The organism is Chryseobacterium sp. KACC 21268 (assembly GCA_028736075.1).
GTDB lineage: Bacteria > Bacteroidota > Bacteroidia > Flavobacteriales > Weeksellaceae > Epilithonimonas.
Genome location: CP117875.1, coordinates 3,246,371 through 3,273,205 on the forward strand (window position 1 = coordinate 3,246,371; position 26,835 = coordinate 3,273,205).

A 26,835-nucleotide genomic window follows, 5' to 3' on the forward strand; every position below is an offset into this window, starting at 1 on the left:
GGTTTTTTTATAATTTTATTCAAAAATTTAAACCGATGAAAAAAGTAATTTTAATATTAGCCACACTAACTTTTGGATTGGCATTCTCACAAAAATTAAGAGAAACAAAACCAAGCGAAAAACGCGAGAATAAGATTCCAGCAAATCCTTATCATAAAGCGGATTCTACAAAAACCAATGAAATCAAAAGAGGGAACAACGGTGCTGCATTTTACAAAAATGTAGACTCTGCAAAGGCCTCTCAATACAGGATGCTGAACAAAAAACCAAACCAGCAATACTCCGAATTACCTCAAAATAAAGATTCGACCGACGTCAATAAAAAAGAAAAGAACAAATAAATGTCCACACACGAACTCCTCTACAAAGCCATAAAAATCGCTACCAAAGCGCATAAAAAACAAACCGACAAATACGATGCGCCTTACTTAGGTCACGTTTTCCGCGTGATGAATGCGGGAAAGACCATCGACGAAAAGATCGTTGGCATCCTGCACGATGTTGTGGAAGACAACCCAGAATTCCCACTAGAATTTCTCCGAGAAAAAGGTTTTCCGGAACACATTCTAGAAGCTGTGGAATGTCTAACGAAACGGGAAGAGGAACATTTGGATTATGACGCGTTCGTGGCAAGGATAGAGAAAAGTCCGTTGGCAATCGCTGTAAAACTGAATGACCTGCGCGACAATATGGACCTCACCAGATGTACAACATTGCTCGAAGAAAAAGATTTGAAACGCTTCAACAAATATCTGAAAGCCTATCTTTATCTGATTGAAAAATATTAGAATAATTCATTCTGAAATTTTCTTTCCCTAATCCTAAAGGGAGGAAAATTTCAGAAAAATTGCACCCTTTAGTGTTGGGGAAACAATTTTTAATCCACCATCGGGATCACAATATCCTTCTCGTCATCCGTCCCATCAATCGTAAAGTTGAGCGCGAAATAGAGGAAGTGAAAATTATCATTTCCTTTCAAAGCAAATTCCCGCTGGAACATATAACCTGAAGTCACAGACAAACTGTGGTTGAACTGATAACCAAAACCTGCGAAAGTCCGGTTACGCTTGAAGTTTGGGTCCACAGGTCCAAGGAAGATTTCCTCAAAAGCATTCACGAAGAAAGTTTCTTCCTGCACCTTATCTTTATTGATCGGCAAAGTAGCGCTCAGTCGGTATCGGAAACGGTTTGCCTTGGTATGTTCGCCCGTTTGGCTGGCGTAGAAATAGCGCTGCTCTGCCCTACCCCTGTGATCCAGCTTCAACTTTCCAAGCCGCTGCGTAAAAGTATATTGCAACCACATCCGGAATTCCTCCTGAGAGATTTTCATCTTTTCGTAAGTTCCGTACCGCCCGGCGCCTACAAAAACCTGATTGTTTTTCGTGATGTTGTAGCCAATTCCGCCCTTCGTCTCATAATAGTCGATCACGGTGTAATCCCGTCTGGCTCTCGTCTGCAGCTCTACATAGGCCATCCATTTCGGGCTCGCTTTGTACGTAAAAGACATCATATTGAACCCCGACAAATGATCTTGTCCAAACACCAAACTTCCTACGAAAAGAAATAAAAAACTGAGCTTTTTCACGGCACAAATATAATCAAATCCCAAATTGAAATGCTAATTATTTGGGCGTATCCCTTTGTTTTTGCTCAGACGTTTCTCCATTTTTATAGAGCGCTCTCAGTTCAGCAAAAAACAAGCGGGTCGGGCTGTCCACTATTATCTTTTTGTCTAGAACGTTTCCCATCCAAATTAATATTTAGCCCAAGACAAAAAGGATAACCGCTTCCATCCCTTACGCAGCTTGGGTTATCAGCAAGACCTGAGTCCATCAATTAAAATTTATTCTAGAATTATATCTAAGTGTAATCCATTCCAACCAACTTGTTTAAACAAAATACAAGTTGTGGTTTTCTCTACGCAATCTGTTTAAACTAAATATAAGTTGTGTTTTTCTCTAAACAACTTGTTTAAACCAAATACAAGTTGTGGTTTTCTATAAACAATCTGTTTTAATATAATTCAAATCATTAAACAAAATTACAGTCTAATACCAATTCCTAAAAATTCAAATTCAGAAATAAAAAAAACCCTTCAACAGAATTGAAAGGTTTTATAAAATATTTCGAACAAGTTTTTATCCTAATAAAAGCGTCAATGGACTTTCCAGATAAGTTCTAAGCGTTTGCAAGAACTGAGCACCTGTTGCGCCATCGATTACTCTGTGGTCACAAGCTAGAGACAATTTCATTGTGTTTCCAACAACAATCTGTCCGTTTTTTACAATCGGTTTCTCCACGATGGCTCCTACAGATAAGATTGCAGAATTCGGTTGGTTGATGATCGATGTAAACGTCTCGATTCCGAACATTCCAAGATTTGAAACAGAGAAAGTAGAACCTTCCATTTCGTTAGCTTTAAGCGCTTTTGTTTTCGCTCTTCCAGCCATATCTTTTACAGATGCGGAGATGTCGTTGTAAGACATAAAGTCTGTATTCTTCAATACTGGAACTACCAATCCGTCCGGAACAGCTACTGCTACCCCAACGTTGATATTCCCGTGGTGGATGATCTTGTCACCTGCCCAAGAAGAATTAACCTGTGGATGTTTTCTCAATGCCACTGCAACCGCTTTGATCACCATATCGTTGAAAGATACTTTGGTATCTGGCACAGCATTCATTTCTTTTCTCGCTTCGATCGCCTTATCCATGTTGATCTCAACAGTCAGATAATAATGTGGCGCAGTGAATTTACTTTCACCCAATCTCTTCGCGATGATGTTTCTCATTTGAGAATTCACAGTTTCAGAATCTTCTCCTGGCGTGAATGCTACACTTGGCTGAGCAGAAACCGCTTTCGGCGCTGAAGCTGCAGCTGCTGGCTGAGCAGACGGCTGATAGTTTTCAACATCCTTTTTCACGATTCTTCCGTTCTCACCAGAACCTTTGATAGCGGAGAAATCTACACCTTTATCTTGTGCGATTTTTTTAGCCAAAGGAGAGATCGCGATTCTTTCACCTGTAGAAGATGCAGCCACTGGAGCCTCTTCTTTTTTATCTTCAGCTTTGGTTTCTGTTTTAGCTTCTGCTTTTGGAGCAGCTGCTTTTTTACCGCCACCTGAAACCACACCAGAAACGTCTGTTCCTGCAGGGCCGATGATTGCTAAAATCTTATCTACTTCCGCAGCGTCACCTTCAGCAACACCTTGGTATAATAAAGTTCCGTTCACTTCAGATTCGAAATCCTGAACAGCTTTGTCAGTTTCGATCTCTGCAAGGATGTCACCTTCTTTTACAGTGTCACCAACGTTCTTTTGCCATTTTGCAACTTTCCCTTCGGTCATTGTATCAGAAAGACGAGGCATTGTAATCACCTCTACACCTTCAGGCACTTCGGCTCCGCTCGTTGATTCAGTGCTTTCAGTTTCTACATCTGTAGATTCGCCTTGCGTTTTTGATTCTTCCTCAGATTTACTTTCAGCAGCAGCTTCCGGTTTTGCACCTCCGCCATTCGTTAGTGAAGAAATATCTTCTCCTTCTTTACCTATGATTGCCAAAATAGAATCTACTGGTGCAGCAGAACCTTCCTCTACACCAACGAATAATAATGTTCCGTTGATCTCGGATTCAAAATCCTGAACTGCTTTATCTGTTTCGATCTCTGCAAGAATATCACCTTCTTTTACAGTATCACCAACTTTTTTGTGCCATTTTGAAACTTTGCCTTCCGTCATCGTATCCGACAAACGGGGCATCGTAATTACTTCTGCCATAATTTTTTTTATAAAATTAATTATTTTCTAATTTGTTGATGAATGGATAATCCGGAGTGGAATATACATAGTCATAAAGAAGATTTGCATCTGGATACGGAGAATTCTCCATAAACTCTACACATTCTTCTACAAACTCTCTTGATTTTTCTTCCAAAGCGTCCAATTCTTCTTGGGTCGCCCAATTGTTATCAAAGATTCTTTGTTTCACAATCTCGATCGGATCTTCCAATTTGTATTGCGCCACTTCGTCTTTTGATCTGTAAGGTTCAGCATCCGACATAGAGTGACCTCTGTAACGGTATGTTCTAGCCTCGATGAAAGTTGGTCCGTCTCCTCTTCTTGCTCTTTCGATCGCTTCGTAAGCCGCTTCTGCCACTTTCTCTGGATCCATTGCATCTACAGGAAGACAAGGCATCTCATATCCTAATCCTAATTTATAAATATCTTCGTGGTTGGCAGTTCTTTTCACAGATGTTCCCATTGCGTAACCATTGTTCTCACAAACGAATACCACAGGAAGTTTCCAGTTCATTGCCATATTGAAAGTCTCGTGAAGCGCACCCTGACGAACAGCACCATCACCCATAAAACAGATGTTGACCGCTTTTCTGTCAAAATATTTGTCACCGAAAGCAATACCTGCTCCCAAAGGAATCTGACCGCCAACGATACCGTGACCACCATAAAAACGGTGTTCTTTACTGAAAATATGCATAGAACCTCCCATTCCCTGAGATGTTCCTGTAGCTTTTCCACAAAGTTCTGCCATGATTCTTTTTGGGTCAACGCCCATTGCCATTGGATGGATGTGACATCTGTATGCTGTGATCATACTGTCTTTGGAAAGGTCCATTGCGTGGGTAAAACCTGCTGGAATGGCTTCCTGACCGTTATAAAGGTGTAAGAAACCTCTGATTTTCTGTTTAAGATAAAGAGAACGGCATTTGTCTTCAAACCTTCTCCACATCGTCATTTCTTCATACCATTTAAGGTAGACTTCTTTTGAAAATTCTTTCATTGTAATTTCGAAATATGTAGCAAAAATAAGAAAAAAATATTTCTTTATTGTATGCATATTATCATATTTTTCCACAGATTAAATTCATTAGGTCAATTTAATATAAAAAATTGCGCAATCGATTGCATTATTAATGAACTTAATTCAAAGAGAGAAGTTTGGAGAAAATGATAAATGTTGTATATTGAGGTCGAAATTTTGCTGAATGGAAATCAAAAACCCAATTATTATTACGCTTTCGAGAGTTATCTCGAATTTCTTCAACCCGTTGGTTTCTCTTGTCATTTACTTTTTCTATTACAGTTACAAGAATTACACGTGGGAGCAGGCTTCTGCAAAGTTTTTACCGATCCTACTTTTACTGATCATTCCTGTTGCGCTTTGGATCTACAGAAATGTGAAGAATGGGAATTACACCAATATGGATGTTTCGAATCGCAAGCAACGGCATTCGCTTTACATCTTCATTATTATTGCAACGGTCATCTTCTTGGCCGTGGATTTTTACCTTCACAAGGAAATGGACTGGGCAATTTTTATGCTTTGTATTCTATTAATATTGATGCAGGTCAGTAATTTCTTCATCAAAAGTTCGATGCACACGAGTCTGAATATTTATGTTGCGGCTTTGTTCTTCACCATAGAACCAGTGATCGGGATCTTTTGGTTTCTGCTTTCAATCGTCATTGCAATTACCAGAGTGATCCTCAAAAGACACACACCAAAAGAAGTTTTGTCCGGTGGCGCGATCGCTATTTTTGTATCTTTAATCTATCTTGTAATGGTGAACGCCATTATTTTCTAAAATATTTATTTTTATGATGTTACAAACGTTAACGCCTTCTGAAGAAGAAATAATGCAACTCATCTGGCACAAAGGTCAAATCTACTTCCGAGAATTGATGGACATTTATCCAGAACCAAAACCTCATCAAAACACAGTTTCCACATTCTTGAAAATCCTGGTGGACAAAGATTATCTTTCAACCGAAAAACAAGGCAGAATCTATCTTTACACGCCAACAATCGGTTTTGATGATTACAAGAAATTTGTTCTAAAACGCTTTCTAGAAACTTACTTCAACAATTCAGGAAGCGAATTATTGAAAGTTTTGGTTGAAGAAAAATTTGTCGAATCAAAAGACTTTAACCAGTTTTTTGAGGGAAAAACTACCGACGTTTCTTTCAAAGAAAATATTGAGGAAGACAATCACATTCAGGATTTCATCAAAGAAATCACTGGCGAGAAAAAGTCAAAGAAAAAAGATAAAAAGGAAAAGAAAAAAGGTAAAAAGAAAAGCAAATAAGATGTAGAATTTTTTACTTTCGATTATAATTTAATTCTCAAACCTCCAACATTATGAATCAAAAGTTAAACGAGATTTTCGGGAAAGCGAGTTTTGCCATTCGGCAATTCCCTTTGGTTTTATTGATGGCTTTGTCGGCTTCGATTTCTTTGATGTTCATCGCTGAGGAAAATTTCCGTACTAGCGAAAAAGTTTTCACGTTGACCAAATTGATGTTGGTTTTTTGCTTGGGAATTTCATTGTTGTTTGGTTTGAAGATCCTTTCGCAGAGAATTGGAAAACAAATCTTGCTCGAAGTTGGCGGAATTTCATTCTTAATAGGATTCTATTTTCTGTTGCCAAAATTGCAAAAAGATTTCACCGAAGTTTATGCATTTCTACTAATTCCAACTTTCATTTTATCGCATCTTTTCGTTTCGTTTGCTTCATTTTTCAGGCAGAAAACCGAGATGCATTTTTGGCAATACAACAAGAATCTTTTCATTAATATTGTCTTGACTGTGATTTTCACAGGCGTTTTGACTGGCGGAGTCGAATTGGCGATTGTCGCGGTGGACAAGCTTTTTGATTTTAATTTTAATGATAAAATATATCTGCGCTTTTTTTATTTATTAGCCATATTTGGAAGTAGTTTTATCTTTCTTTTATTCAATGAAAAAGGTTTGGAATATCTGGAAAAAGAAGGCAATTATCCAGTCGTTCTGAAATTTTTCACGCAATATATTCTGATCCCACTCCTTATTATATATGTTGTCATCTTGTATTTCTATTCGGCGAAGATCCTCATCAATTGGGAATTGCCGAGAGGTTGGGTTTCATATCTTGTGCTCGCCTACTCGATTGTTGGGATTTTGGCGATATTGCTGGTTCATCCTTTGAAAGAAAACTCGGCGAAATCTTGGGTCAAAATGTTCTCAAAGATCTTCTACTTTACCTTAATTCCATTATTGATTTTACTTTTCACCGCCATTTTTACAAGGATCCTGGAATACGGATACACGGAACCGAGATACTTTGTCGTGCTACTTTCAATTTGGTTGGCTACAGTCGTTTTCTATTTTATCATTAATAAAAATGCAAGTATCAAATTCATTCCAACGAGTTTGTTTGCCTTTGGATTGTTTGCTTTGATATTCCCTTATCTCAATACATTTTCCGTAGCAAAACGAAGTCAGAAAAATCAACTGCTTCAAATCCTCAATGAAAATAAATTGCTTGACAACAACCAGAAAATCGATTTTTCCAGGCGAGTTGTCGATAGCACAGCGACGGAAATTGCGAACAAGTTTGAATTTTTGGGCAAAAGGAATGAAACCGAATCTCTAATCAAATTAATAGACGACAAACAGAAAGATCTAGCTAAAGATATTGCTCAGTCTAAAAATTCATATTCGCTTTACTACATTGTAAAAGACCAATTTTCTAATATTAAAAAGACAGATAAATCGACCTCGGATTATCAAAGATTAGAATTAATTTCAAATCAACAAATTGTAGATGTTAGTGGTTACGATTATGTTGTTTATTTCAACAGATATAACCACAGCGCCAAAACGATTGGCAATGACACGTTTGAGATCTTCGACAGAATCACAGATGAGGAACCGCAGTTCAAAGTTATTTTAAATTCTAAAGAAGAAGCCGATTTTTCTTCATTGATCAAAGATCTAAAAACAAAATACAAAGGAAAAATCGGAAAAATAAATTTACCCGAAATGGCGATGGAAGGTGATCTGGAAAAGTATCATCTCAAAATATCACTGGGAAATTTGATCATTGAAAAGCACAAAAACAATTCTTCACCAACCATAGATTTTGAAAACGCCTATTTGTTGATCAAGAAAAAGTAAGATTTTAAAATCATTTTTCAGAGGTCAATTTGATAAATTACAAGCACAAAAAAAAGCGATCTAAAAATAGATCGCTTTCTTGTTTTGTTAAAGGGATATTACCAACGGCCGCCTCCACCGCCTCCACGGTTTTCTCCACCACCGTAACCACCTCCACGGTTGTTACCACCTCCGTAACCACCACCACGGTTGTTATCGAAAGATCTTCTTGGTTTCTCTTCTCTTGGTCTAGCCTCGGTAACATTTAGTATTTTACCGTTAAATTCTTTCTGATTTAAAGCATCTAATGCTTGTTTTCCTTCTTCGTCTCCCATTTCTACGAAACCAAATCCTTTTGATCTCCCAGTGTCACGGTCAGTAATGATCTTTGCAGAAGTTACTTCTCCAAATTCTTCGAATAATTCTTGCAACTGATAATCTTTAGTTGCGTAATTGATGTTTGAAACAAAAATGTTCATTTTAAAAAAAAATTAAGTTAACTGTTGTTTTAATATTATATCAGGAAAAACAACAAAAGAAGATTATTGATTTCAAATATAATTGAGTGCAAGATACAATTATTTTTGAATAATTATATATTTTGAAAATTAATTTAAAGTGAATTGAAAATCTGTCAATCCACCTGTTTTCCTCGGCTTGCTTCCAATATCCGGAACCAATCTATTGCTTCCAAATCAATCAATAGTGATTTTTTCAAGTGTCTGACGGTTTCTACTTTAGAGGTTCCGATCACGGGAATGATCTTCGCTAGAGGCTTCAAAATAAATGCTAACAACAGCTGGTTTTCCTCAACATCATATTTATCAGCAAGCTCTTTCAGGACATTGCCAATAATGATATTCTGGTCTGTCTTTTCCGAGAAATAATTTCCCATCACAGACCAGGCCATCGGTCTCAGACCTTTGCGCATCAATTGCTCCAAAGTACCATCATAGAAAGCGTCCAAATGATTGACTGAGACTTCGATTTGATTTGTTACTAAAGGAAAATATTGATTCAATAAGTCGAATTGGGAAGCAGAAAAGTTGCTCACGCCAAATTCTTTCACTTTCCCTTGGGACTTCAAAGTTTCAAAGACCTTGGCAACCTTTTCTGGATCCAACAAAGGCGAAGGGCGATGCAAGAGAAGAAGGTCAAGATAATCTGTTTTCAAATTACTGAGACTCTCATCAACACAATTCAGGATATAATCAGGTTCGTAGTTGTAATATTTGAGAAGCGATGGCTTTTTCTCAGAATTCATCACAATTCCACATTTGGAGATCAATTGAATTTTATCTCTTTCGATATTCATTCCTTTCCAGGCATTACCGAAAAGTTCTTCCGTAGTGTGACCTCCGTAAATATCGGCGTGATCGAAGGTACTGATCTCTTCCTCCAGGCAAACTTCTATCAGTTCCTGTACTTTTCTCTCGGAATGATCTGCGCCCCAAACGCCCCAACGCATTGTTCCAGCTATTAATTCTGAATACATATTAATAAATTTTTACAAATATATTATGTTAAACACAAAATACATTGATAAATTTGATATTCAAAAAATTTAAGTTTATGAAGAAATTTACTCTTTTACTGATGTTGGGTTGCGCTTTTGCCAAGGCTCAATTCACCAGTCCGAATAACGGAACCAGTTACACGCTGACCAGCTTATCTGCTGCTGCACCGACAGTTTTGGTGAAAAGTGGGACAGATTACACGCTGACTGCAGACCTTACACTTTCTGCCACAGACAAGCTTTTGATTGACGAAAACACAACCTTGAAGGTCAATTCCGGTGTTGCAATTTTCATCTATGGCGAGTACAAAACGTCTACTGATAATTTTACGATCACAGCAAGTACAGTTGGAAGTCCGTACAGAGGCATTCGCTTCGAAGAAGGTTCTGTTGCCGAGATGAAAAATACACGAGTTGAATATGGCGGCGGCGTTCGCGTTCTCACCACCGGATTTCTGATGGATAATTGTATTCTTTATAAAAACAACAATTCAGGAACTACAAATCTTGCCAGCAGTGCAGCTTTGGCGATTTTTCAGGGATCAGGACACGTGGTGAAAAACTCTCAGTTCCTGGAAAACTCGAGAGCGGGAATCAATTCTGGAGCTTCAGGCGCTGTCTCAATTGATATCATTAATAATAATTTCTATGGGAACAATACAGACAATGGGAATTATCCGCAGATCAATATGGGGCCTTCTGGCGTAGATTCTACCAGAGTTTTGAACAATACCGTCATCGGGAACAGAGCCATCACCAAATCTGGCGGAATCTCGGTTTCAGGTTTGTTGGGAGGACTTAATCGCTTCAGAGTTCAAGGAAATACTGTAAGAGATAACAGATATGGAATCACGCATCAAGGTGGCGGAAGCAGCGGAATCATCATTGATAACATCATTGAAAATAACAACACGGAAAATCTACCAAACCTGGGTGGAAGCGGAATCTCCCTCACAGGAACTCAAAAAGTAACGGTAAGAAACAATCAGATCCGTGGCAATCTTTGGGGAATTACGGTTTTGAGCAATGCGATCATCGACCTTGGAACAGAAGCTGATCCTGGTAATAACATTTTCAAAAACAATGCGAATGCAGGAAATACTGTTGCACTCTTCAACAACACTCCAAATCTTGTGAATGCCATTGGAAACTGCTGGCGAGAAGACGAACTTTCCACAGACGCAATGGTGCAGGCCGTTATCGGAAGTCAAACTCCAAATACGGTTTCCTTCAAACCATACAATTGTGCTGATCCACTTGCTGTTTCAGATGTTTCGAGATCATCTATGAAAATCTATCCAAATCCAAGCAAGAATCATTTTTTCCTTGACACAGAAAATGCAGGAAATATTGTGATCCAAGATCTAAGTGGGAAAGTCGTCCATTCTGCAATTGTGAACAAGGGAAAGAATGAAATCAACACCAATTTGCAATCTGGCGTGTACATCATCACCCAACAATATGAAGGGAAAAGATCAAACACAAAACTCATTATCAAATAATTGATTTTGAAATCAAATCTCACAAAAGCATCACAAATCGTGGTGCTTTTTTCATATCCATAAATTGACTAAATTTGATTTATGAAGATCTCTATCAAAAATATGGTTTGCAACCGTTGTATTTCCGCCGTCCAGGCTATTTTTGATGAACTTGAGATTGAGTTTTCCAACATTGAACTTGGTGAAGTGGAAACTAAGAATGAGATTTCCGACAAAGTTCTCCAAAACCTGAATTCTAAACTAAAGTCCACTGGTTTTGAAATCTTGGAAGATTCATCCAAAAAACAGATCGAGAAGATCAAAAATCTGATCATCCAAAAAATATCTGAAGAAGATATCACCGAAGAATTCATTCTGACCGAATTTCTAAGTTCTGAGCTCAACAAAGATTACAGCGCGATTTCCAAGCTTTTCTCACAAAATGAAAATGTGACGTTGGAACAATATTTCATCCTTCAAAAAATTGAAAAGGTGAAGGAACTTTTGCTTTATAAGGAATTCAATCTGACAGAAATTTCTTTGAAATTGGGTTACAAAAGTGTGCAGCATCTTTCCAATCAGTTCAAAAAGATCACAGGCTTCTCTCCTACCCAGTTTTTGAATTCTAATGAGAAACGGATTGCTTTGGATAAGGTTTGATCACAATTTTAAAGAAAACAAATGCAATCCAACCTCAAAATCCTTCGAGAACAAAAAAACCTGACCCAATCTGAATTAGCGGAAAAGTCGGGACTTTCTTTGCGAACCATCCAGAGAATCGAAGCTGGAAATCCACCCAAAGGTTTTACGCTGAAAGCGATTACAGAAGCGTTGGATATTCAACCAGAAAATTTGTTTCCTACAGCAGAGGAAAATCCGACAGTCGACCGAGCAAAACTCATCAATCTTTCTGCCTTGTGCGGATTGATCATTCCATTTGGTAGCATTATTTTTCCAGCGATTTTGACCTACAAAACCAAAGATCCCATCAACAGAGAATTAGGGAAAAGTGTTGTGAGCATTCAGATCATTCTGGCTTCAGTTTTCTCTGTTTTGATGATCATTTCTCCGTTCATTCAGAGGTCAATATCAATCAAATTTCCATTATTTTTGATTCCATTGATCGCCTTTATCATTACAAAAATCTGCATCATCATCAAAAACGGAATCAGCCTCAATCAAAACCAAAATATCAGTATTAAACTGAAAAACAACTTCTTATAAACTCTGTCATAAAACTGACGTACAATTGTCATATCAATTTTTAAAGTTAATTGATCTGTAAAACCGAATCTTGCAGAAAAATTTTGACAATGAAGTTATTCAAAAAGATCGCACTCGGATTTTTAGTTATTTTGATTTTGACCGCAGTGGCAGGTTACATTTATTTTGACCAGAAATTCACGCCAGAAAAAAATTATTTGACAATAAAAAACGAAAGTGGAAACATCCCGATTACCTGGCTCGGAAATGATAAAAATGTTTTGCTTTTGCCCATTCATTTTTCTGGAAAATCGGAAACTTACTATCTGCAATTTGATACAGGTTCCGCTTACACTGTCTTTTATTCCCAATCGATAAAGGACATCAGAGAAATTTCTATTGATAATGAGCAAGCAAAAACTTCATTCTTTGTTGGAAAAACCGAAATTTCATCAAATCAATTTAAAATATATAAAACGAATAAAGACGATAAAAGTGATTCGATAAAAATCATTGGAACGCTGGGTGCAGATGTGTTGGAGGACCGAAAAACGCTGATCAACTTTAGAGAAGATCTCGTTGTTCTAAATGTATCCAGCATTCCTGCAGATTACAGGAATAAGCTCATCGATTTCAAATTCAAAAAGAGAAAAATCATTATTCCCGGAATTTTGAAAGGTAAAGACCGAAAATTCCTCTACGATTCTGGAACCAGCGCCTTCGAATTTTTGACCTATAAAGAGGAATGGGAAAAATTAAAGTTGAAAAATTCCAAAGTGAAGGTAGAAAAATCCAAAAGTTGGAATAATGTTTTGACTACTTACACCGCCAGTTGTGATCAGAATATCGAATTTGATCATATCAAAATTCCGATTAAAGAATTGACGTACGTGGAAGGTTTTTCGACTGCACAATTTTCTTTGATGAAATTCTCAGGAATGTCTGGAATGCTTGGCAATAAGATATTTTTGGACAACAGTTTGTTCATAGATTGCATCAATAATAAATTCGGTATCAACTAATTATATGGTTAAGTTTGGATTTGTAAGTATCTAATTTATAAATTTGGATTTATCAAATATAAACTATGAACCCAGAAAAAAACTATATAGAAATCAACCGCGAATCTTGGAACAACAGAACCGACGCCCATTTGGAATCTGAGTTTTATGACCTCGCAGGTTTCAAAAAAGGAAATACTTCGCTTAACGATATTGAGCTTGATTTGTTGGGCGATATTAAAGGAAAATCTATTCTGCATTTGCAATGTCATTTTGGTCAAGATTCTATTTCCTTAAGCCGATTGGGTGCGAAAGTCACTGGCATTGACTTGTCTGACAAAGCTATTGACAGCGCTAAACAATTGGCAAAAGAAACCAATACAGATACTACTTTTATTTGCTCTGATATTTACGATTTGCCCAATCATCTTGATCAAAAATTTGACATCGTTTTCACAAGTTACGGAACGATTGGTTGGTTGCCAGATTTGGACAAATGGGGAAAAGTGATTTCCAGATTTTTGAAACCAAACGGGAAATTTGTCTTTGTAGAGTTCCATCCTGTGGTTTGGATGTTTGATGATAATTTTGAAAAAATCGCGTATCGATATTTTAATTCTGGTGCGATTGTAGAAACAGAATCGGGAACTTATGCAGACAAAACTGCTGACATCACACAAGATTACGTGATGTGGAACCACGGATTCAGCGAGGTTTTGAATAGTTTGATAACAAACGGACTCGAGATCAATTCTTTAGATGAATACGATTATTCTCCATACAATTGCTTCAACAAAACGGTAGAAATCGCGCCAAAGAAATTCAGAATCGAGCATCTTGGCGATAAGATTCCGATGGTTTATTCTGTTTTGGCGACCAAGAAAAATTAATCATCAATTTTCAGGATAATAAAGAGAAAGTAAGATTCATAAAATTAGAACCTTACAATTAATAGAAGGTTTTTATTTATGACCTCAGTCATATCCAAGGCAAAGATTAACAATTATCTTTGAGGAAGTCTTAAGCTTATCTTAAGTAGTCAATGCGATTACTTTAAATAATCACATACTTTCACGACCCAAATTACAATCTTATTTTAACGGCATTAAAATGGGTAGTATTGAAGTACAGATAATTACATCTTAAACCTTATATAAAAGATTTGAAAAAAAACCATAACCAATTCAGTAAATCCAAATTATCAGAATTGGTAAAATCTTCTCAACTGATTGGAGAAGAATCGCTCGCCGAAGCCTCAGAGACTGATTCTGTCAAATCTTTTCCCGAAAAAACTTTAGCCAAACTAAAATCCACAAAATTTTTATCAGCAAGCATTCCCGAAAAATTGGGAGGTCAGAATTTAGGATTGATTCCCGGAACCAACTTGGCAATGCTCAATATTCTGAAAAATATTGGAAAAGGAAATCTGGTGATGGGACGAGTTTTGGAAGGTCACATCAATGCGCAGATTTTAATTGACCAATTTGGCTCCGAAAAGCAAAAGAAGCTGTTTGCAGAAGATGCGATTGCGGGTAAACTCTTTGGAGTTTGGAATACGCAAGCAACTGATGGAACTTTCCTCACAAAAGTGGAAAAAAACATTTATCAATTGAATGGTTCTAAGACTTTTGCGACGGGAACAGATTATGTTAGCCGACCAATTGTCACTGCCGCAAGGAAAGGTGGAGCTTGGCAAATGTGTGTCGTCCCGCTTGATGAATCATCCGTAAAAAGCGATTCCAGCTGGTGGAATCCAATGGGAATGCAGTCCAGCAGAAGTTTTAAAATGACATTTTTGAAAACCAAACTTCAGAAAATTAATTTACTCGGAAAAGCCGGCGAATATTACCAACAACCAGGATTCAGTGGCGGTGCTGTACGATTTGCGGCTGTTCAGTTAGGCGCCGCGGAGCAACTTTTAGATGAGACAAAAAAATATCTCGTGAATCTAAACAGAACTCAAGATCCGTTTCAAAAAATGAGATTGGGTCAAATGGCAATTGCTGTTGAATCAGGAAATCAGTGGATTGTTGGTGCTTCATCAAGAATGGACCGTTATATGAAACAACCGACTAAAAGTGAGGCGGAACATTTTGTCATTTATGCTAATATGATGCGAACCGCCATAGAGCAAATCTGTACGGATGTGATGAACCTTTGTCAAAAATGTGTTGGTGCACGTGGTCTCAACAAACCTTATCATTTTGAGAGAATCATTCGTGATCTAAGTACTTATCTAAGACAACCTGCGCCAGATCAAGTCTTGGCAGATGTTGGTGGCTACGTCCTAAATTCTAATGTTCCTGCAAGTGAGATCTGGAATATGAACTTAAAAAAAATTAAAAAAGATGAATCAAATAAATCTTGAAAATATTCCGTTGGCACCAGAACAATGTGTCACAGGATTTGGAACCACATTGATTGTCGCTCCACACGCCGATGATGAAAGTTTGGGTTGTGGCGGTGTCATTTCACTGTTGCGAAAATATGGGCAAACAGTTTATATTTTATTACTCAGCGACGGAACTTTGTCTCACCCAAACAGCAAAGAATATCCTGCAGAAAAGCTAAGAGATCTGCGCGAAAAAGAATTAATTGAAGCCTGTGCAATTCTTGGCGTTGCTGAAGAAAATATCATTTTTGGCAGATATCCCGATAGAAATGTGCCGACATTTGGTGATGAAAGATTTGAAACCTCGGTTAAAAATATTTCCAAAATGCTGGACGTCATCAAACCTCAAAGTATTTTCGTGCCGTGGCGCAGAGATCCACATCCGGATCATCAAGCATCTTTTCAATTGATGAATTCTGCTGAAACTTCCAATGCTAAAATTTATGAATATCCAATCTGGCTCAAGGAATTGGGGCAATCTGGAGATGAACCAACCAACGAAGAATCAATGCCTTTCCGACTGAACATCAGCAATGTCTTATCTCAAAAACAGGAAGCAATTTCTAAACACCGTTCTCAAATTACAGATTTGATCAATGATGATCCGGAAGGTTTTAGGCTTTCTCAAGAAATGCTGGATCAGTTTAATGTACCCTACGAAACATTTTTTATCTCAAAATAATGGAAGAAAAACAATCTTTAGATTCGGAATATTTCAAAGGTGTCTATGACGCCAATGAAGATCCTTGGAACTTTGAAGCCAGCGAATATGAGGCAAAAAAATATGCGGTAACGATTGCTTCTTTGCCCAAAGATCATTATGAAAATGTTTTAGAAATCGGTTGCTCGATTGGCGTTTTGACTCAACTTTTGACTCAGAAAAGCGAACATTTGTTGGCAACAGATATTTCGGAAAAGGCTTTAAATCTTGCGAAAAAACGTTGTGAGAATTTGGAAAATGTCACATTTAAAAAACTCAATTTTCAAAATGAACTTCCGGAGGATGAATATGATCTGATAATGGTTTCCGAAGTGGCCTATTATCTTTCGCCAAACGATTGGGAGACGGCTGTCGGAAATTTATTTGACAGATTAAAAACTGACGGAAATATCGTCCTGGTACATTGGTTGCCAGAAGTTCACGATTATCCGCAGACCGGCGACGAAGTTCATCAGAGTTTTGAGAAATTAATGAAAGACAAAATGACGAACATTTTCACCGGCAGAGCTGAAACTTACAGAATTGACGTTTGGGCAAAATCGTGACTGGACAATTCCTGAATTTTCATTTGTAAATCTTTAATCGCTGTATCAATCGAGACTGCAGGAATATTTTCTTTGCTCCTTTTATTTTTAATGATCATTAATTTTTGAAACCATTCTCCAAAATACTGGCAATTATTAAACAAACTATAATTGTCTTTTTCAATAGTGATTTCGGGAATTATTTTTTTAATTTTTTGATGAAATTCTGACTCGGTAATTTGATTTTTAGAGTTCCATAAATCCAATAAGCTTCTTTTTTGAACAAGCCTTTGTGTAATTGAAGGGCAAGATTCAACAAAATAATTGTCCACGTTTTTTCCTAAGTTTTTCCAGACATTCAGTTGGTGAGAAAGTCCGATTTCAGTTCTGCCAATCCACCTCGCAGACGTGTGAACTTTTACATTGTAACTGTGTCGAATTTTCGCATCGATGGTTTGCAGTCTGTCAAAAAATGCACAATCTTCAAGGTAATCTACCTCAGGAACACCACCGGATTTGGCATAACAATCTGTCGTAATCGCAAAACTGCCGTTGAAATGTTGATGATGTCTTGGATGAGGATCAAACTCGGAATCGATGATTTTTGCTTCCAGTTCTGCAATCAAGAGTTGGTATTTCTCGTCTTTAAAATGATGCAGAAGTGTGAATTCGTCCAAGTTTTCAAGTTCATTTTGATAAAGCAAAATCCTACCGCCTACGACATCTGCGCCATTGATGATTTCCTGTTGTGTTTGCGAGATCCAGTCGTTGGCAACCGAAGTGTCTCCATCCGTCGTCATAATAATACCACCACCAATTTGCATAAGTCTGGAATAAGCAGATTCCATCAACTTCCTGCGAATATATCCGATATTTGCCAGCGATTTAGATAATGTAATTTCCTGCAAATGAATGTTGAGATGCGGATGCTCAAGCTGGAATTTCTTGATCAAAGCGACCGAATCATCGGAACAATTATTAGCTAAAACCAGGATTTCAAATTGATTAGAATCAAGACTTTCACTCAAAATATCAACTTGGTTTGCAAATGACGAAAGCGTCTGTAAAATATAAGTCTGCTCATCTTTGACAGGAATCACAATACTGGATTTTACGCTAGGTAAAATTTGAAATTTCGAGAAGAAAGAATCACTGTGATTTTCGGTGGAATCCATCATTTAGCATTATTTAGAGATAATAATTGAACTAGAATTATAAACCAATTCTTCTCATATTAGAACAAATCAGTTATTTACAATTCTAATACCAATAGGTTTTCTTAAATTGATAATTATTAAATTAATTGATAACGAGAAAGGGAAAATGGTAAAATTGCAAATCGCTTTTTTCATTATTTTTATAACATCAAAGGTTTAAATTTTGATTCCACTTGGTTTAACATACAGAATATCAATAAAATAAAACAAATTATATGATTAATATTAAGGTCAAACGCGAAAAAATGAATGCCGTTTTTACGAAACACCATTTGAGAGGTTTGCCTTTCGATGCGGTCATTCATCATTTCAGCGAGAAAGATCAGCACGAACATATCCACGATCATCCGTTCAGTTTTACGACGCATATTTTAAAAGGCAGTTACATCGAAAGGATTTACGAAATCTTTGAAGACGGCACTTACAATTCCTCCGAACATCACAGAAAAGAAGGAACTTCGCATTTCGTACCAGCCAACACTATCCACGAAATCATCGAGCTTCCAGAAGGTGAATGTTTCACGGTCATCCGTCCCAATGAATGGGAAAAGGAAACTTATTTTTATAAGTTCGAAGATGGAAAAGCTTTCAAGAGAAAGTGGAATCTGCGGAAATTCAGGCCGATAGGATAAGTTGATTTTCAGTTAGATTTAAATTAATAATTCGTTAGATTTTGCCAAAGAAGAGCAGGAAATCATCTTAAAAATCACAACGAGATAGAGAATTTTTAAAAGTGAAAATTACAGAAAATCCTACAAAATCGGAATGATATATTGAATAGATTGACAGATTTGTAACCAAACTCACACAAAAGATAGCTATTTTTGCTTCTTCATTTTTCGATAAGCTCAAATACCTTTTTCAGTTGAACAATCTAAGATATTATCTCTCCGCCATCATTGCGTTTTCGCTTTGGGGAACCTTTAGTTTGGTTTTGAAACCGCTCCACGAGTACGCTTCTTTGGATATTCTGTTTTACAGAGTTTTCAGTTGCGCATTGATTATGACTGTTATTTCATTTCTATTCAAAAGGAAAAAACTCGCCAATAATCTGGATTATTTCCAACAACTTCCTCCAAACAAAAAACGAAATCTGATTGGTCTCAATGTTCTCAGCAGTGTTTTGTTGACTGCCAATTGGTTTTCATTTATTTTTGTGATGAATCACATCAGCGTGCGCGCAACTTCTGTCGCCTATTTGGTTTGCCCGATTATCACGACGATTCTCGCCTATTTTATTTTGAAAGACAAACTTACGAAGCTACAATGGTTGTCGGTTTTTCTCAGTTTTGTTGGATGCGTCTTGCTGTCTTACGCCAATTTGATTGATATGTTCTACAGCAGTCTCATTGGTTTCACGTACGCCTCGTATCTTGTGAGCCAAAGCATCAACAAAAATTTTGATAAGTTCTTGGTTCTCAATTTTCATATTCTTTTGTCAGCATTGATTTTGGTGCCCTTTTTCCCGGTTTACTCTAGTGGTTTGATCACCGATTTCAAATTCTATTTTTACGTCGAGATCATCGCAGTGATGTACACTATTGTTCCGTTGCTTCTCAATCTTTATGCACTTTCAGGAATCAGTTCTTCCAAAGTTGGAATGATATTAAACATCAATCCGATCATTGCTTTCGTCTTGGCTGGCGTGGTTTATCACGAACCGTTGGGAAGCTTGCAGATCTTTTCTTATGCTCTGATATTTTTGGCGGTGATTGTTTTTAATGGGAAGGAGATATTTAGGTTAAAGGATAAAAAAGCGAGATTTTTATAAGTGTTATTTAACAAAGTTTGTGAAATTTTGTGAATGAAAATGAGAAAGAAACAAGCTAATTTTATAATAAGAAAAACTTTAAAATGAAAAACAATTACTTATTAATCCTAATTCTTCTCTCAAATTTTATTTTTGGACAAAACAAACAATTTCTCTACGAATACAAATTCATTCCTGATTCAACCAACAGAACAGATATCAAAACAGAAATAATGATATTGAATTTTCAAAAAGACAGGTCGGAGTATTATAGTTCAGTAAGATATGCATCAGATTCTGCTCAATTTGAAGACTATCAAAAAGGAATCAATTCTATGCCATCTGGAAATGCGATAGTCAATGAGTGGGTTACAAAATATCCTAACTCAAATCAATTGGTCCATACTACATTCTTGATTTGGGACAAGTACAAAGTAAAGCAAGATGTAGAATTCAATTGGAAATTGACCACTGAGTTTTCTAAAATTTTAAATTATGATGTTCAAAAAGCAACCACCGAATTCGGTGGTAGAAAATGGACAGCCTGGTTTGCAAAAGAAATACCAATCCAAGACGGACCTTACAAATTCAAAGGTTTACCTGGTCTGATTCTGAAAATTGAAGATAGCAGTAAAAATCACGTGTTTGAACTGAAAGGAATTAAGTCTAATCAGCAACCGTTCGTCTATCCTGATTTGCATAATTACCGTATTGTTGAGTTAAGTCACAATCAATTTGTTAAAAAATATAAAAATTATCGCCAAAACCCAACATCTGATTTAGTGGGAAGAATACCTGACCAAAGAGATGCTGATGGAAAACTCAGAACATCCTCCGAAATCCTCAGGGAGCTAAATCAGCAAGCGCTGGAAAGACTTGCAAAAGACAATAATCTAATTGAATTAAATCTACTTGATTAGATATTGTAATTGCAAATGTGATATATTAAACAGTTATTTAGATTAATTAAAAATAACTTTGTCACTCACCCTTTTTTACTTATTTTTACCTCATAATATTTAATCAAAAATGAGAAAACTAATATTCGGAGGAATAGTGGCTTTATGCGGATTTGTGACAGCTAATGCACAGTGCAAAACCGTTTCCACATTGACAGAAAATTTTGACAACTGGAAAGATATCAACAAATGCTGGTCTATCCAAAAAGGCGAAGCAATGCTCTACGCCAGCGAAAACAAAATCATCTTCTACTCGATGACCAATCCGAAGGAAAATATGTATTTGGTGACACCGAAAATCAAAGCTGGAAACTACACGCTAAGCCTTGATGTGACGGACAATGGCGGAGAAACAACCTTGGAAATTTTGTCCATCCAAAACGCTTCAAATCCTAAAACTTTCGCCACAATTGCAAAACCTGTGAAAATTGGAAAAGACAAAAAAGTCTTCAACATCTCATTGAAAAAGGACAGCAACTTAGGTCTGAAAGTGATGCTAAATGGTGTGCATCAAGCCGTTTATTTGGACAATCTTTCTTTGAAACCGAGAAAGTAATCAGTTTAATATTTAAACTAAACGCTTTATATAAATCTAACCTTCAGAATTTTCTGGAGGTTTTTTTATTAACTACCATTTATGATGTAACAAAAACTCTCTTAAGATTGTCAAACTATTAAAACAAATCAAAAAAAATTTCAACTCAAATATTTACAATATCACATTATGAGTAAGACAATCCTTTTCCTACTGGCGTTTATCGGAACATCAATTTTTGGTCAACATAAAATTCTATCGATTCCATAATGGATAAAAATGCCAAGGAATTGCTAAAAAATTCAAAAGCATATTCAGTCTCCATTGGTATTTTAAAAGATGGAAAAGTTTACACCAAACATTACGGCGAAATCGATAAAGAGAAAGGCAATAAAGTAAACGACAATACTTATTTCGAAATTGCTTCCGTCACAAAAGTGATGACAGGTTACTTGCTTACTCAAGCTGTTCTGGAAAAGAAAGTGAATCTGGATGATGACATTAGAAAATATCTCAAAGGTGATTATCCCAATCTGCAATACGATGGCAAACCAGTAACAATCAAAGATTTGATTTCTTATCAATCTGCAATTCCTAGCGTTTTGCCAGATGACAGAGCAATTATGAAAACATTTGACGACCAAACCACATTCAAGCTGGTAGAACTTTATAAAAATTATTCGAAAACCGATTTTTTGCGTGACCTAAAAACTGTAAAATTAGACACAATTCCCGGAACAAAATACCTTTACAGCAATCCACGCCTTGAGTTGACAGGATTGATGCTCGAAAACATTTACGGAAAGCCTCTTGAAAAATTATTGAAGGAAAATCTCTGGTCAAAACTGGAAATGAACAAGACAAAATTTGTATTGGATAAGAATGAAATATTAGCAAACGGTTATAATAGCAATCACGTTTTGATGCCACATTTCAAGAGTCAATTGTGGGGCTCATCTGGTCTTCACACAAAATCGACTTTGGGAGATTTGATGAAGTTTTTAAAGTTCGAATTGGACGGTCAAAACAAAACGGTTCGAGAATCACAGCGAAATATTACGAACAGCAATCAAGATTGGTATGGCTATTTTTGGGACCGAATTTATGTTTCAGAATTCGGTAACTATGCGTACAAGCACGGCGGAGCATACGGCAATCAGGTGATGTTTTCTGTATTTCCGGAGCAGAATTTGGGCGTTTGTTTGATGGTCAATATCAGCGGACCGGAAACTGGCGAAATTCTAAGCAACTCCACATTTGACGTTGCCAATGATTTGCTGATTGATTCTCATAACAAAAATATTTACGGTTACAGATTAACAGACGACAAAGTGATTTTCAGCTATCAGCACGATAAAAGATTAGATGCAGATTTGCTAAAAAGCATTTCAATTGCCGGCTCATTCAACGATTGGAATCCAGAAAATAAATCCTTTCAAATGATTAGAAAAGACAATCACACATTTGAACTTGAAATTCCAAAATCACAATTCGAAAAAGGAAAAGAATACCAATTCAAGTTTATCATTAATAGAGTCAGATGGATGCAAGCGCCAAGCAATGCGTTGAATGCAGACAAAAAAGACAAAAATCTGATATTGAAGATTGAGTAATTGTAACAATTTTAAAATCACATATAACATCTTTCCATTTATTAACCCTTCAAGAAATTTTTGGAGGGTTTTTATTTTATTCATAGCTTATTTCATTCTTTTTTCATCAAATTTGCGCCGAACAAATTAACAAAAGATAATTTTCTATGGATAAGAAAAATATAGTCGTAATAGGTCTTGGCGGTGTTGGTGGATATTTCGGATTCAAAATCAATCAGTTTAATGTGAAAGAGAATCCGTTTCGTATTACGTTTGTCGCAAGAAGTAAAACCTATGATGTGGTATCGAAAAATGGACTTACACTACTCTCTCCAGAACATCCGGAAAATATCACGAAACCTGATGAAATCGTTCAAAGCATTTCCGAAATAGACAATGCTGACCTTATTCTCATTTGTGTGAAAGAATATGATTTGGAAAACGTTTGCGAACAATTGAAACAGGTCATCAGCACAAACACAATCTTGCTTCCTTTGATGAACGGCGTTGATATTTATGATAGAGTCAAGAAAATTATTCCCGGAAATACAATTTTGCCAGCTTGTGTTTATGTAGCATCTCACATCAAGGAGAAAGGAATCGTGGAACACAAAGGAAAACCCGGGAAATTGATATTCGGCAAAGACCCTTCAAATGTTTCGGAAAATGTAGATTGGATAATCAAATTAATGACAGACAGCGGAATCGATTTTGATTTTAAAGAGAATTCTTTTGCGGACATTTGGACCAAATTTATTTTTGTAGCCAGTTTCGGATTGGTGAGTGCAAAGTACAATTCTTCTATCGGAACAGTTTGCAATGATACTTTACAGAAACAGGAGGCCACAGCCATAATGAAAGAAGTAAAAGCCAGCGCAGACAAAAAATCGATTGGTCTGCCAAGCGACATCATCGAAAAATCTTTTGAAAAAGCGTCCACATTTCCACCTGCAACGCCAACGTCTTTGCAATTGGATATCAATGTTAAACAACAAAACAACGAACTCGAATTGTTTGCTGGCGCCATTATCCATTACGGAAAAGAGCTGGGAGTAGAAACGCCTTCAACTCAAAAAATACATCAGGAATTAACAGAGAAGATTCAGCAACTAAGTCTGTAGATATCGAAAACCTAATCAAAGCCTTTAGAAAATCTAGAGGCTTTTTAATTTCTGATTATAACATCTTTCCATTTATTTATAACAGATTGAATTCTATTTTGCTGAAATTTGTATCAATAATTATCAGAGCGAAGCGTACTCATCTTTGTGCCTTCAAAACATTTAATCTTTAAAATAAGAACTTGTGCGCTTTGTGTTAAAATAAAAAAATGGAAAACCACACTCATCATAATCACGAAAATCTTCACCCAAACCAAAGAATTTCCCCAAGTTCCGTCTATTATTGCCCGATGGAATGCGAAGGCGAAAAATTGTATTTCAAGCAAGGCAGATGTCCCGTTTGCAATATGTTCCTCGTTCCGATTGAAGAGCGTGAAGACCAACGAAACAAGCCAAAAACCTATTCCAAAACCAATCTTCCAGAAAGTTTCAAAGATAAAATTGGCGAATATTTTTGCCCGATGTTTTGCGAAAGTGACAAAACCTACGAATCGGATTCCGGTTGCCCGGTTTGTCATATGCATTTGGAGGAAATCACAGAAGATTTGGTCAGAAGTCAGAAGCTGGAAGCTGGAAGTTCACACACACATCAAAACACCAAACACCAAACACTAAACACCCATCAAGAAGGAAAATACTATTGCCCGATGTTCTGCGAAGGCGACAAGGTTTACGATTCCAATGTTGGTTGTCCGGTTTGCGGGATGGATTTGGTGATGATTCCGATAAAAGGTGAAAAACACGAAGACAAGACCTATCAAACTTTGCAAAGAAAATTCTGGATTGCTTTAGGATTCTCTGTTCCCGTTTTCATTCTTTCGATGGGCGGAATGTTTTTTGACTTTCCTTTTTCTTATCAAGTTCAGGCGATTTTGGAATTGATTTTAACGATTCCAGTCCTATTTTATGCAGGTTGGTTTGTGATGAAACGTGGCTGGATTTCGTTCAAAACGTGGAATCTGAATATGTTTTCTTTGATTGCGTTGGGCGTTTCTGTCGCATTTATTTTTAGTTGGATTGCTTTGATTTTTCCAGATATTCTTCCCCACGAATTGTCTCACGGTGGGAAAGTTCCGTTTTATTTTGAGTCGGTTTGTGTGATTTTGACTTTGGTGATAATGGGACAAATGTTGGAAGCGAGAGCGCATCAAAAAACTGGAAAAGCCATTGAAGCGTTGATGAATCTCTCGCCGGAAACTGCCAATTTAGTCGTAAATGAAAATGAGAAAAAAGTTGAGCTTTCTGAAATTAAAATCAATGACATTCTAAGAGTAAAACCGGGCGAAAAAATTCCTGTGGATGGAAAAATTATCGACGGAAATTCCAACGTTGACGAATCGATGATTACGGGAGAACCAATTCCATTAGAGAAAAAATCGGGCGACAAAGTAACATCCGGAACCATCAACGGGAACGGAACTTTCCTGATGAAAACGGAAAAAATCGGCGATGAAACCTTGCTTGCCAAAATCATTAAAATGGTGAACGATGCCAGCCGAAGCAAAGCGCCAATCCAGAAATTAGCGGATAAAGTTTCGAAGATATTTGTTCCAACTGTGATGGCGATTTCCGTTTTAACATTCGTCGCGTGGTACATTTTCGGTGGCGAAAACAAAATGACTTATGCCTTTGTAAACGCCGTCGCTGTATTGATTGTCGCTTGTCCGTGCGCTCTCGGATTGGCAACACCAATGAGTTTGATGGTGGGAATAGGGAAAGGCGCGCAGAATGGAATTTTGATAAAAAACGCCGAAGCCTTGGAAGAAATGCACAAAATCAATGTCCTGATTACCGATAAAACAGGAACTTTGACGGAAGGAAAACCAAGTCTGGACAACATCGAAACTTTTGAAAACTCAGACAAAGATGAATTCTTAATACTCGCAGCTTCATTAAATCAAAACTCTGAACATCCTTTGTCAAACGCGGTTTTGAATGCCTTTGGACAATCATTCGAGTCCAATCGGGATGACAGTTTTGAAAAAGTAGAAAGCTTCGAAAATATTTCCGGAAAAGGCGTGAAAGGACTGATTAATCAAGAAGAAATTCTATTAGGAAACGAATCTTTGCTGAATCATTTCAACATCAATATTCCTGAAAGTCTGAAATTAAAAATTAACGAAAAACAAAACGAAGCGAAGACCATTTCTTATCTCACAAAAGCTGGAAACGTTTTAGGATTTTTAAGTTTTTCGGATAACATTAAACCAACTTCGAAACAAGCGATTGAACTTCTGCAAAGTCAAAACATCGAAGTTATAATGATGACGGGTGATAATGAAAACACGGCAAAAGTAGTCGCTGAACAACTTGGAATCAAAAACTTCAAAGCCAATTGTCTTCCCGAAGATAAAATGAACGAAATCAAAAAACTTCAAAACGAAGGGAAAATCGTGGCGATGACAGGCGACGGAATCAATGATGCGCCAGCTTTGGCTCAAGCCAACATCGGCATTGCAATGGGAACCGGAACCGATGTCGCGATTGAAAGCTCAGAAATCACATTGCTAAAAGGCGATATTCTCGGCGTTGCAAAAGCGAAAATCCTCAGTGAAAAATTATTGAAAAACATCAAAGAAAATCTGTTCTTTGCCTTTATTTATAACGTTTTGGGAATTCCGCTCGCCGCAGGACTGCTCTACCCTTTCTTCGGCATTTTATTGAGTCCAATGATTGCGGCCGCAGCGATGAGTTTCAGTTCGGTTTCTGTGATTCTTAATTCTTTGAGATTGAATAATGCGAAATTGGATGTATGATTTGAACCACAAAAGTCACAAAAGAAAATTCTGAAAATCATTTTAAAAGTTCAAAAAAGAAATTCTTAATCCTTTTTTGAGCTTTTTGTTTTCGTAGAAATAAACTATAACCTTTTGTGACTTTTATGGTTAAA

Annotated in this window: 26 protein-coding genes; 20 read left to right on the forward strand and 6 right to left on the reverse strand. The window is 36.9% G+C overall.

Annotated elements, in window-relative coordinates:
* Positions 1-35 precede the first annotated feature (35 nt).
* The gene (locus tag PQ459_14840; protein WDF46172.1) at positions 36-341 is read left to right on the forward strand and encodes a hypothetical protein; all 306 of its coding nucleotides are present in this window, start codon (positions 36-38) and stop codon (positions 339-341) included.
* Positions 342-788 (forward strand): phosphohydrolase, encoded by a 447-nt coding sequence (locus PQ459_14845; protein WDF46173.1) that lies wholly within the window; start codon positions 342-344, stop codon positions 786-788.
* Positions 789-877: 89 nt separating this feature from the next.
* Here the strand turns inward: PQ459_14845 and PQ459_14850 are convergent, their stop codons facing one another.
* From PQ459_14850 to pdhA, 3 genes are all read right to left on the reverse strand, one after another.
* Positions 878-1,510: a DUF2490 domain-containing protein gene (locus PQ459_14850; GenBank protein WDF46174.1), complete on the reverse strand. Its 633-nt coding sequence runs from the start codon at positions 1,508-1,510 to the stop codon at positions 878-880.
* A 628-nt stretch (positions 1,511-2,138) separates the two neighbouring features.
* Positions 2,139-3,776: a 2-oxo acid dehydrogenase subunit E2 gene (locus PQ459_14855; protein WDF46175.1), complete on the reverse strand. Its 1,638-nt coding sequence runs from the start codon at positions 3,774-3,776 to the stop codon at positions 2,139-2,141.
* Positions 3,777-3,792: 16 nt separating this feature from the next.
* Positions 3,793-4,797 carry a pyruvate dehydrogenase (acetyl-transferring) E1 component subunit alpha gene (gene pdhA, locus PQ459_14860; protein ID WDF46176.1) on the reverse strand — a complete coding sequence of 335 codons (1,005 nt, stop codon included), beginning with the start codon at positions 4,795-4,797 and terminating at the stop codon, positions 3,793-3,795.
* A 205-nt stretch (positions 4,798-5,002) separates the two neighbouring features.
* On the opposite strand from pdhA, the gene PQ459_14865 reads away from it, so the two are divergent.
* The 3 genes from PQ459_14865 to PQ459_14875 are packed head-to-tail and all read left to right on the forward strand — an operon-like array spanning position 5,003 to position 7,954.
* Complete coding sequence (locus PQ459_14865) at positions 5,003-5,602, forward strand: phosphatase PAP2 family protein (protein ID WDF46177.1); 600 nt, start codon at positions 5,003-5,005, stop codon at positions 5,600-5,602.
* A 13-nt stretch (positions 5,603-5,615) separates the two neighbouring features.
* Positions 5,616-6,104, forward strand: a complete 489-nt coding sequence (locus tag PQ459_14870) for a BlaI/MecI/CopY family transcriptional regulator (protein ID WDF46178.1) — start codon at positions 5,616-5,618, stop codon at positions 6,102-6,104.
* A gap of 53 nt (positions 6,105-6,157) precedes the next feature.
* The gene (locus PQ459_14875; GenBank protein ID WDF46179.1) at positions 6,158-7,954 is read left to right on the forward strand and encodes a DUF4153 domain-containing protein; all 1,797 of its coding nucleotides are present in this window, start codon (positions 6,158-6,160) and stop codon (positions 7,952-7,954) included.
* Positions 7,955-8,052: 98 nt separating this feature from the next.
* Here the strand turns inward: PQ459_14875 and PQ459_14880 are convergent, their stop codons facing one another.
* Both PQ459_14880 and PQ459_14885 read right to left on the reverse strand, forming a co-directional pair.
* Positions 8,053-8,412, reverse strand: coding sequence for an RNA-binding protein (locus PQ459_14880; GenBank protein ID WDF46180.1), 360 nt, complete (start codon positions 8,410-8,412; stop codon positions 8,053-8,055).
* 155 nt (positions 8,413-8,567) lie between these two features.
* Entirely contained in the window at positions 8,568-9,428 is an 861-nt protein-coding gene (locus tag PQ459_14885; GenBank protein WDF46181.1) for an aldo/keto reductase, read from the reverse strand.
* Between the two features lie 77 nt (positions 9,429-9,505).
* Here PQ459_14885 and PQ459_14890 point away from each other — a divergent pair, with 77 nt between their 5' ends.
* The 8 genes from PQ459_14890 (at position 9,506) to PQ459_14925 (ending at position 16,792) form a co-directional block, all read left to right on the forward strand.
* On the forward strand, positions 9,506-10,951 hold the full coding sequence (locus tag PQ459_14890; protein ID WDF46182.1) for a right-handed parallel beta-helix repeat-containing protein: 1,446 nt from the start codon (positions 9,506-9,508) through the stop codon (positions 10,949-10,951).
* An 81-nt stretch (positions 10,952-11,032) separates the two neighbouring features.
* Positions 11,033-11,590, forward strand: coding sequence for an AraC family transcriptional regulator (locus tag PQ459_14895; protein WDF46183.1), 558 nt, complete (start codon positions 11,033-11,035; stop codon positions 11,588-11,590).
* Between the two features lie 21 nt (positions 11,591-11,611).
* On the forward strand, positions 11,612-12,154 hold the full coding sequence (locus PQ459_14900; protein ID WDF46184.1) for a helix-turn-helix domain-containing protein: 543 nt from the start codon (positions 11,612-11,614) through the stop codon (positions 12,152-12,154).
* 89 nt (positions 12,155-12,243) lie between these two features.
* Positions 12,244-13,155 (forward strand): hypothetical protein, encoded by a 912-nt coding sequence (locus PQ459_14905; GenBank protein ID WDF46185.1) that lies wholly within the window; start codon positions 12,244-12,246, stop codon positions 13,153-13,155.
* A 65-nt stretch (positions 13,156-13,220) separates the two neighbouring features.
* Entirely contained in the window at positions 13,221-14,024 is an 804-nt protein-coding gene (locus PQ459_14910; GenBank protein WDF46186.1) for a class I SAM-dependent methyltransferase, read from the forward strand.
* Between the two features lie 272 nt (positions 14,025-14,296).
* Complete coding sequence (locus PQ459_14915; GenBank protein ID WDF46187.1) at positions 14,297-15,502, forward strand: acyl-CoA dehydrogenase family protein; 1,206 nt, start codon at positions 14,297-14,299, stop codon at positions 15,500-15,502.
* Positions 15,483-16,208 carry a PIG-L family deacetylase gene (locus PQ459_14920; protein WDF46188.1) on the forward strand — a complete coding sequence of 242 codons (726 nt, stop codon included), beginning with the start codon at positions 15,483-15,485 and terminating at the stop codon, positions 16,206-16,208. The genes PQ459_14915 and PQ459_14920 overlap by 20 nt, the downstream gene beginning before the upstream one ends.
* The gene (locus PQ459_14925; protein ID WDF46189.1) at positions 16,208-16,792 is read left to right on the forward strand and encodes a class I SAM-dependent methyltransferase; all 585 of its coding nucleotides are present in this window, start codon (positions 16,208-16,210) and stop codon (positions 16,790-16,792) included. Before PQ459_14920 ends, PQ459_14925 begins: the two co-directional genes overlap by 1 nt.
* On the opposite strand, the gene PQ459_14930 is transcribed toward PQ459_14925, so the two are convergent.
* On the reverse strand, positions 16,762-17,949 hold the full coding sequence (locus PQ459_14930) for a glycosyltransferase family A protein (protein WDF46190.1): 1,188 nt from the start codon (positions 17,947-17,949) through the stop codon (positions 16,762-16,764). The two genes, PQ459_14925 and PQ459_14930, sit on opposite strands and share 31 nt — an antisense overlap.
* 254 nt (positions 17,950-18,203) lie before the next feature.
* On the opposite strand from PQ459_14930, the gene PQ459_14935 reads away from it, so the two are divergent.
* From PQ459_14935 to PQ459_14965, 7 genes are all read left to right on the forward strand, one after another.
* Complete coding sequence (locus PQ459_14935) at positions 18,204-18,620, forward strand: hypothetical protein (GenBank protein ID WDF46191.1); 417 nt, start codon at positions 18,204-18,206, stop codon at positions 18,618-18,620.
* Positions 18,621-18,853: 233 nt separating this feature from the next.
* Positions 18,854-19,759 carry an EamA family transporter gene (locus tag PQ459_14940; protein WDF46192.1) on the forward strand — a complete coding sequence of 302 codons (906 nt, stop codon included), beginning with the start codon at positions 18,854-18,856 and terminating at the stop codon, positions 19,757-19,759.
* Positions 19,760-19,842: 83 nt separating this feature from the next.
* Positions 19,843-20,658 (forward strand): GLPGLI family protein, encoded by an 816-nt coding sequence (locus PQ459_14945; protein ID WDF46193.1) that lies wholly within the window; start codon positions 19,843-19,845, stop codon positions 20,656-20,658.
* 109 nt (positions 20,659-20,767) lie between these two features.
* Entirely contained in the window at positions 20,768-21,253 is a 486-nt protein-coding gene (locus PQ459_14950; protein WDF46194.1) for a hypothetical protein, read from the forward strand.
* A 248-nt stretch (positions 21,254-21,501) separates the two neighbouring features.
* The gene (locus tag PQ459_14955) at positions 21,502-22,845 is read left to right on the forward strand and encodes a serine hydrolase (protein WDF46195.1); all 1,344 of its coding nucleotides are present in this window, start codon (positions 21,502-21,504) and stop codon (positions 22,843-22,845) included.
* A gap of 146 nt (positions 22,846-22,991) precedes the next feature.
* On the forward strand, positions 22,992-23,945 hold the full coding sequence (locus tag PQ459_14960; protein WDF46196.1) for a 2-dehydropantoate 2-reductase: 954 nt from the start codon (positions 22,992-22,994) through the stop codon (positions 23,943-23,945).
* A gap of 209 nt (positions 23,946-24,154) precedes the next feature.
* Positions 24,155-26,701: a copper-translocating P-type ATPase gene (locus PQ459_14965; GenBank protein ID WDF46197.1), complete on the forward strand. Its 2,547-nt coding sequence runs from the start codon at positions 24,155-24,157 to the stop codon at positions 26,699-26,701.
* Positions 26,702-26,835 lie beyond the last annotated feature (134 nt).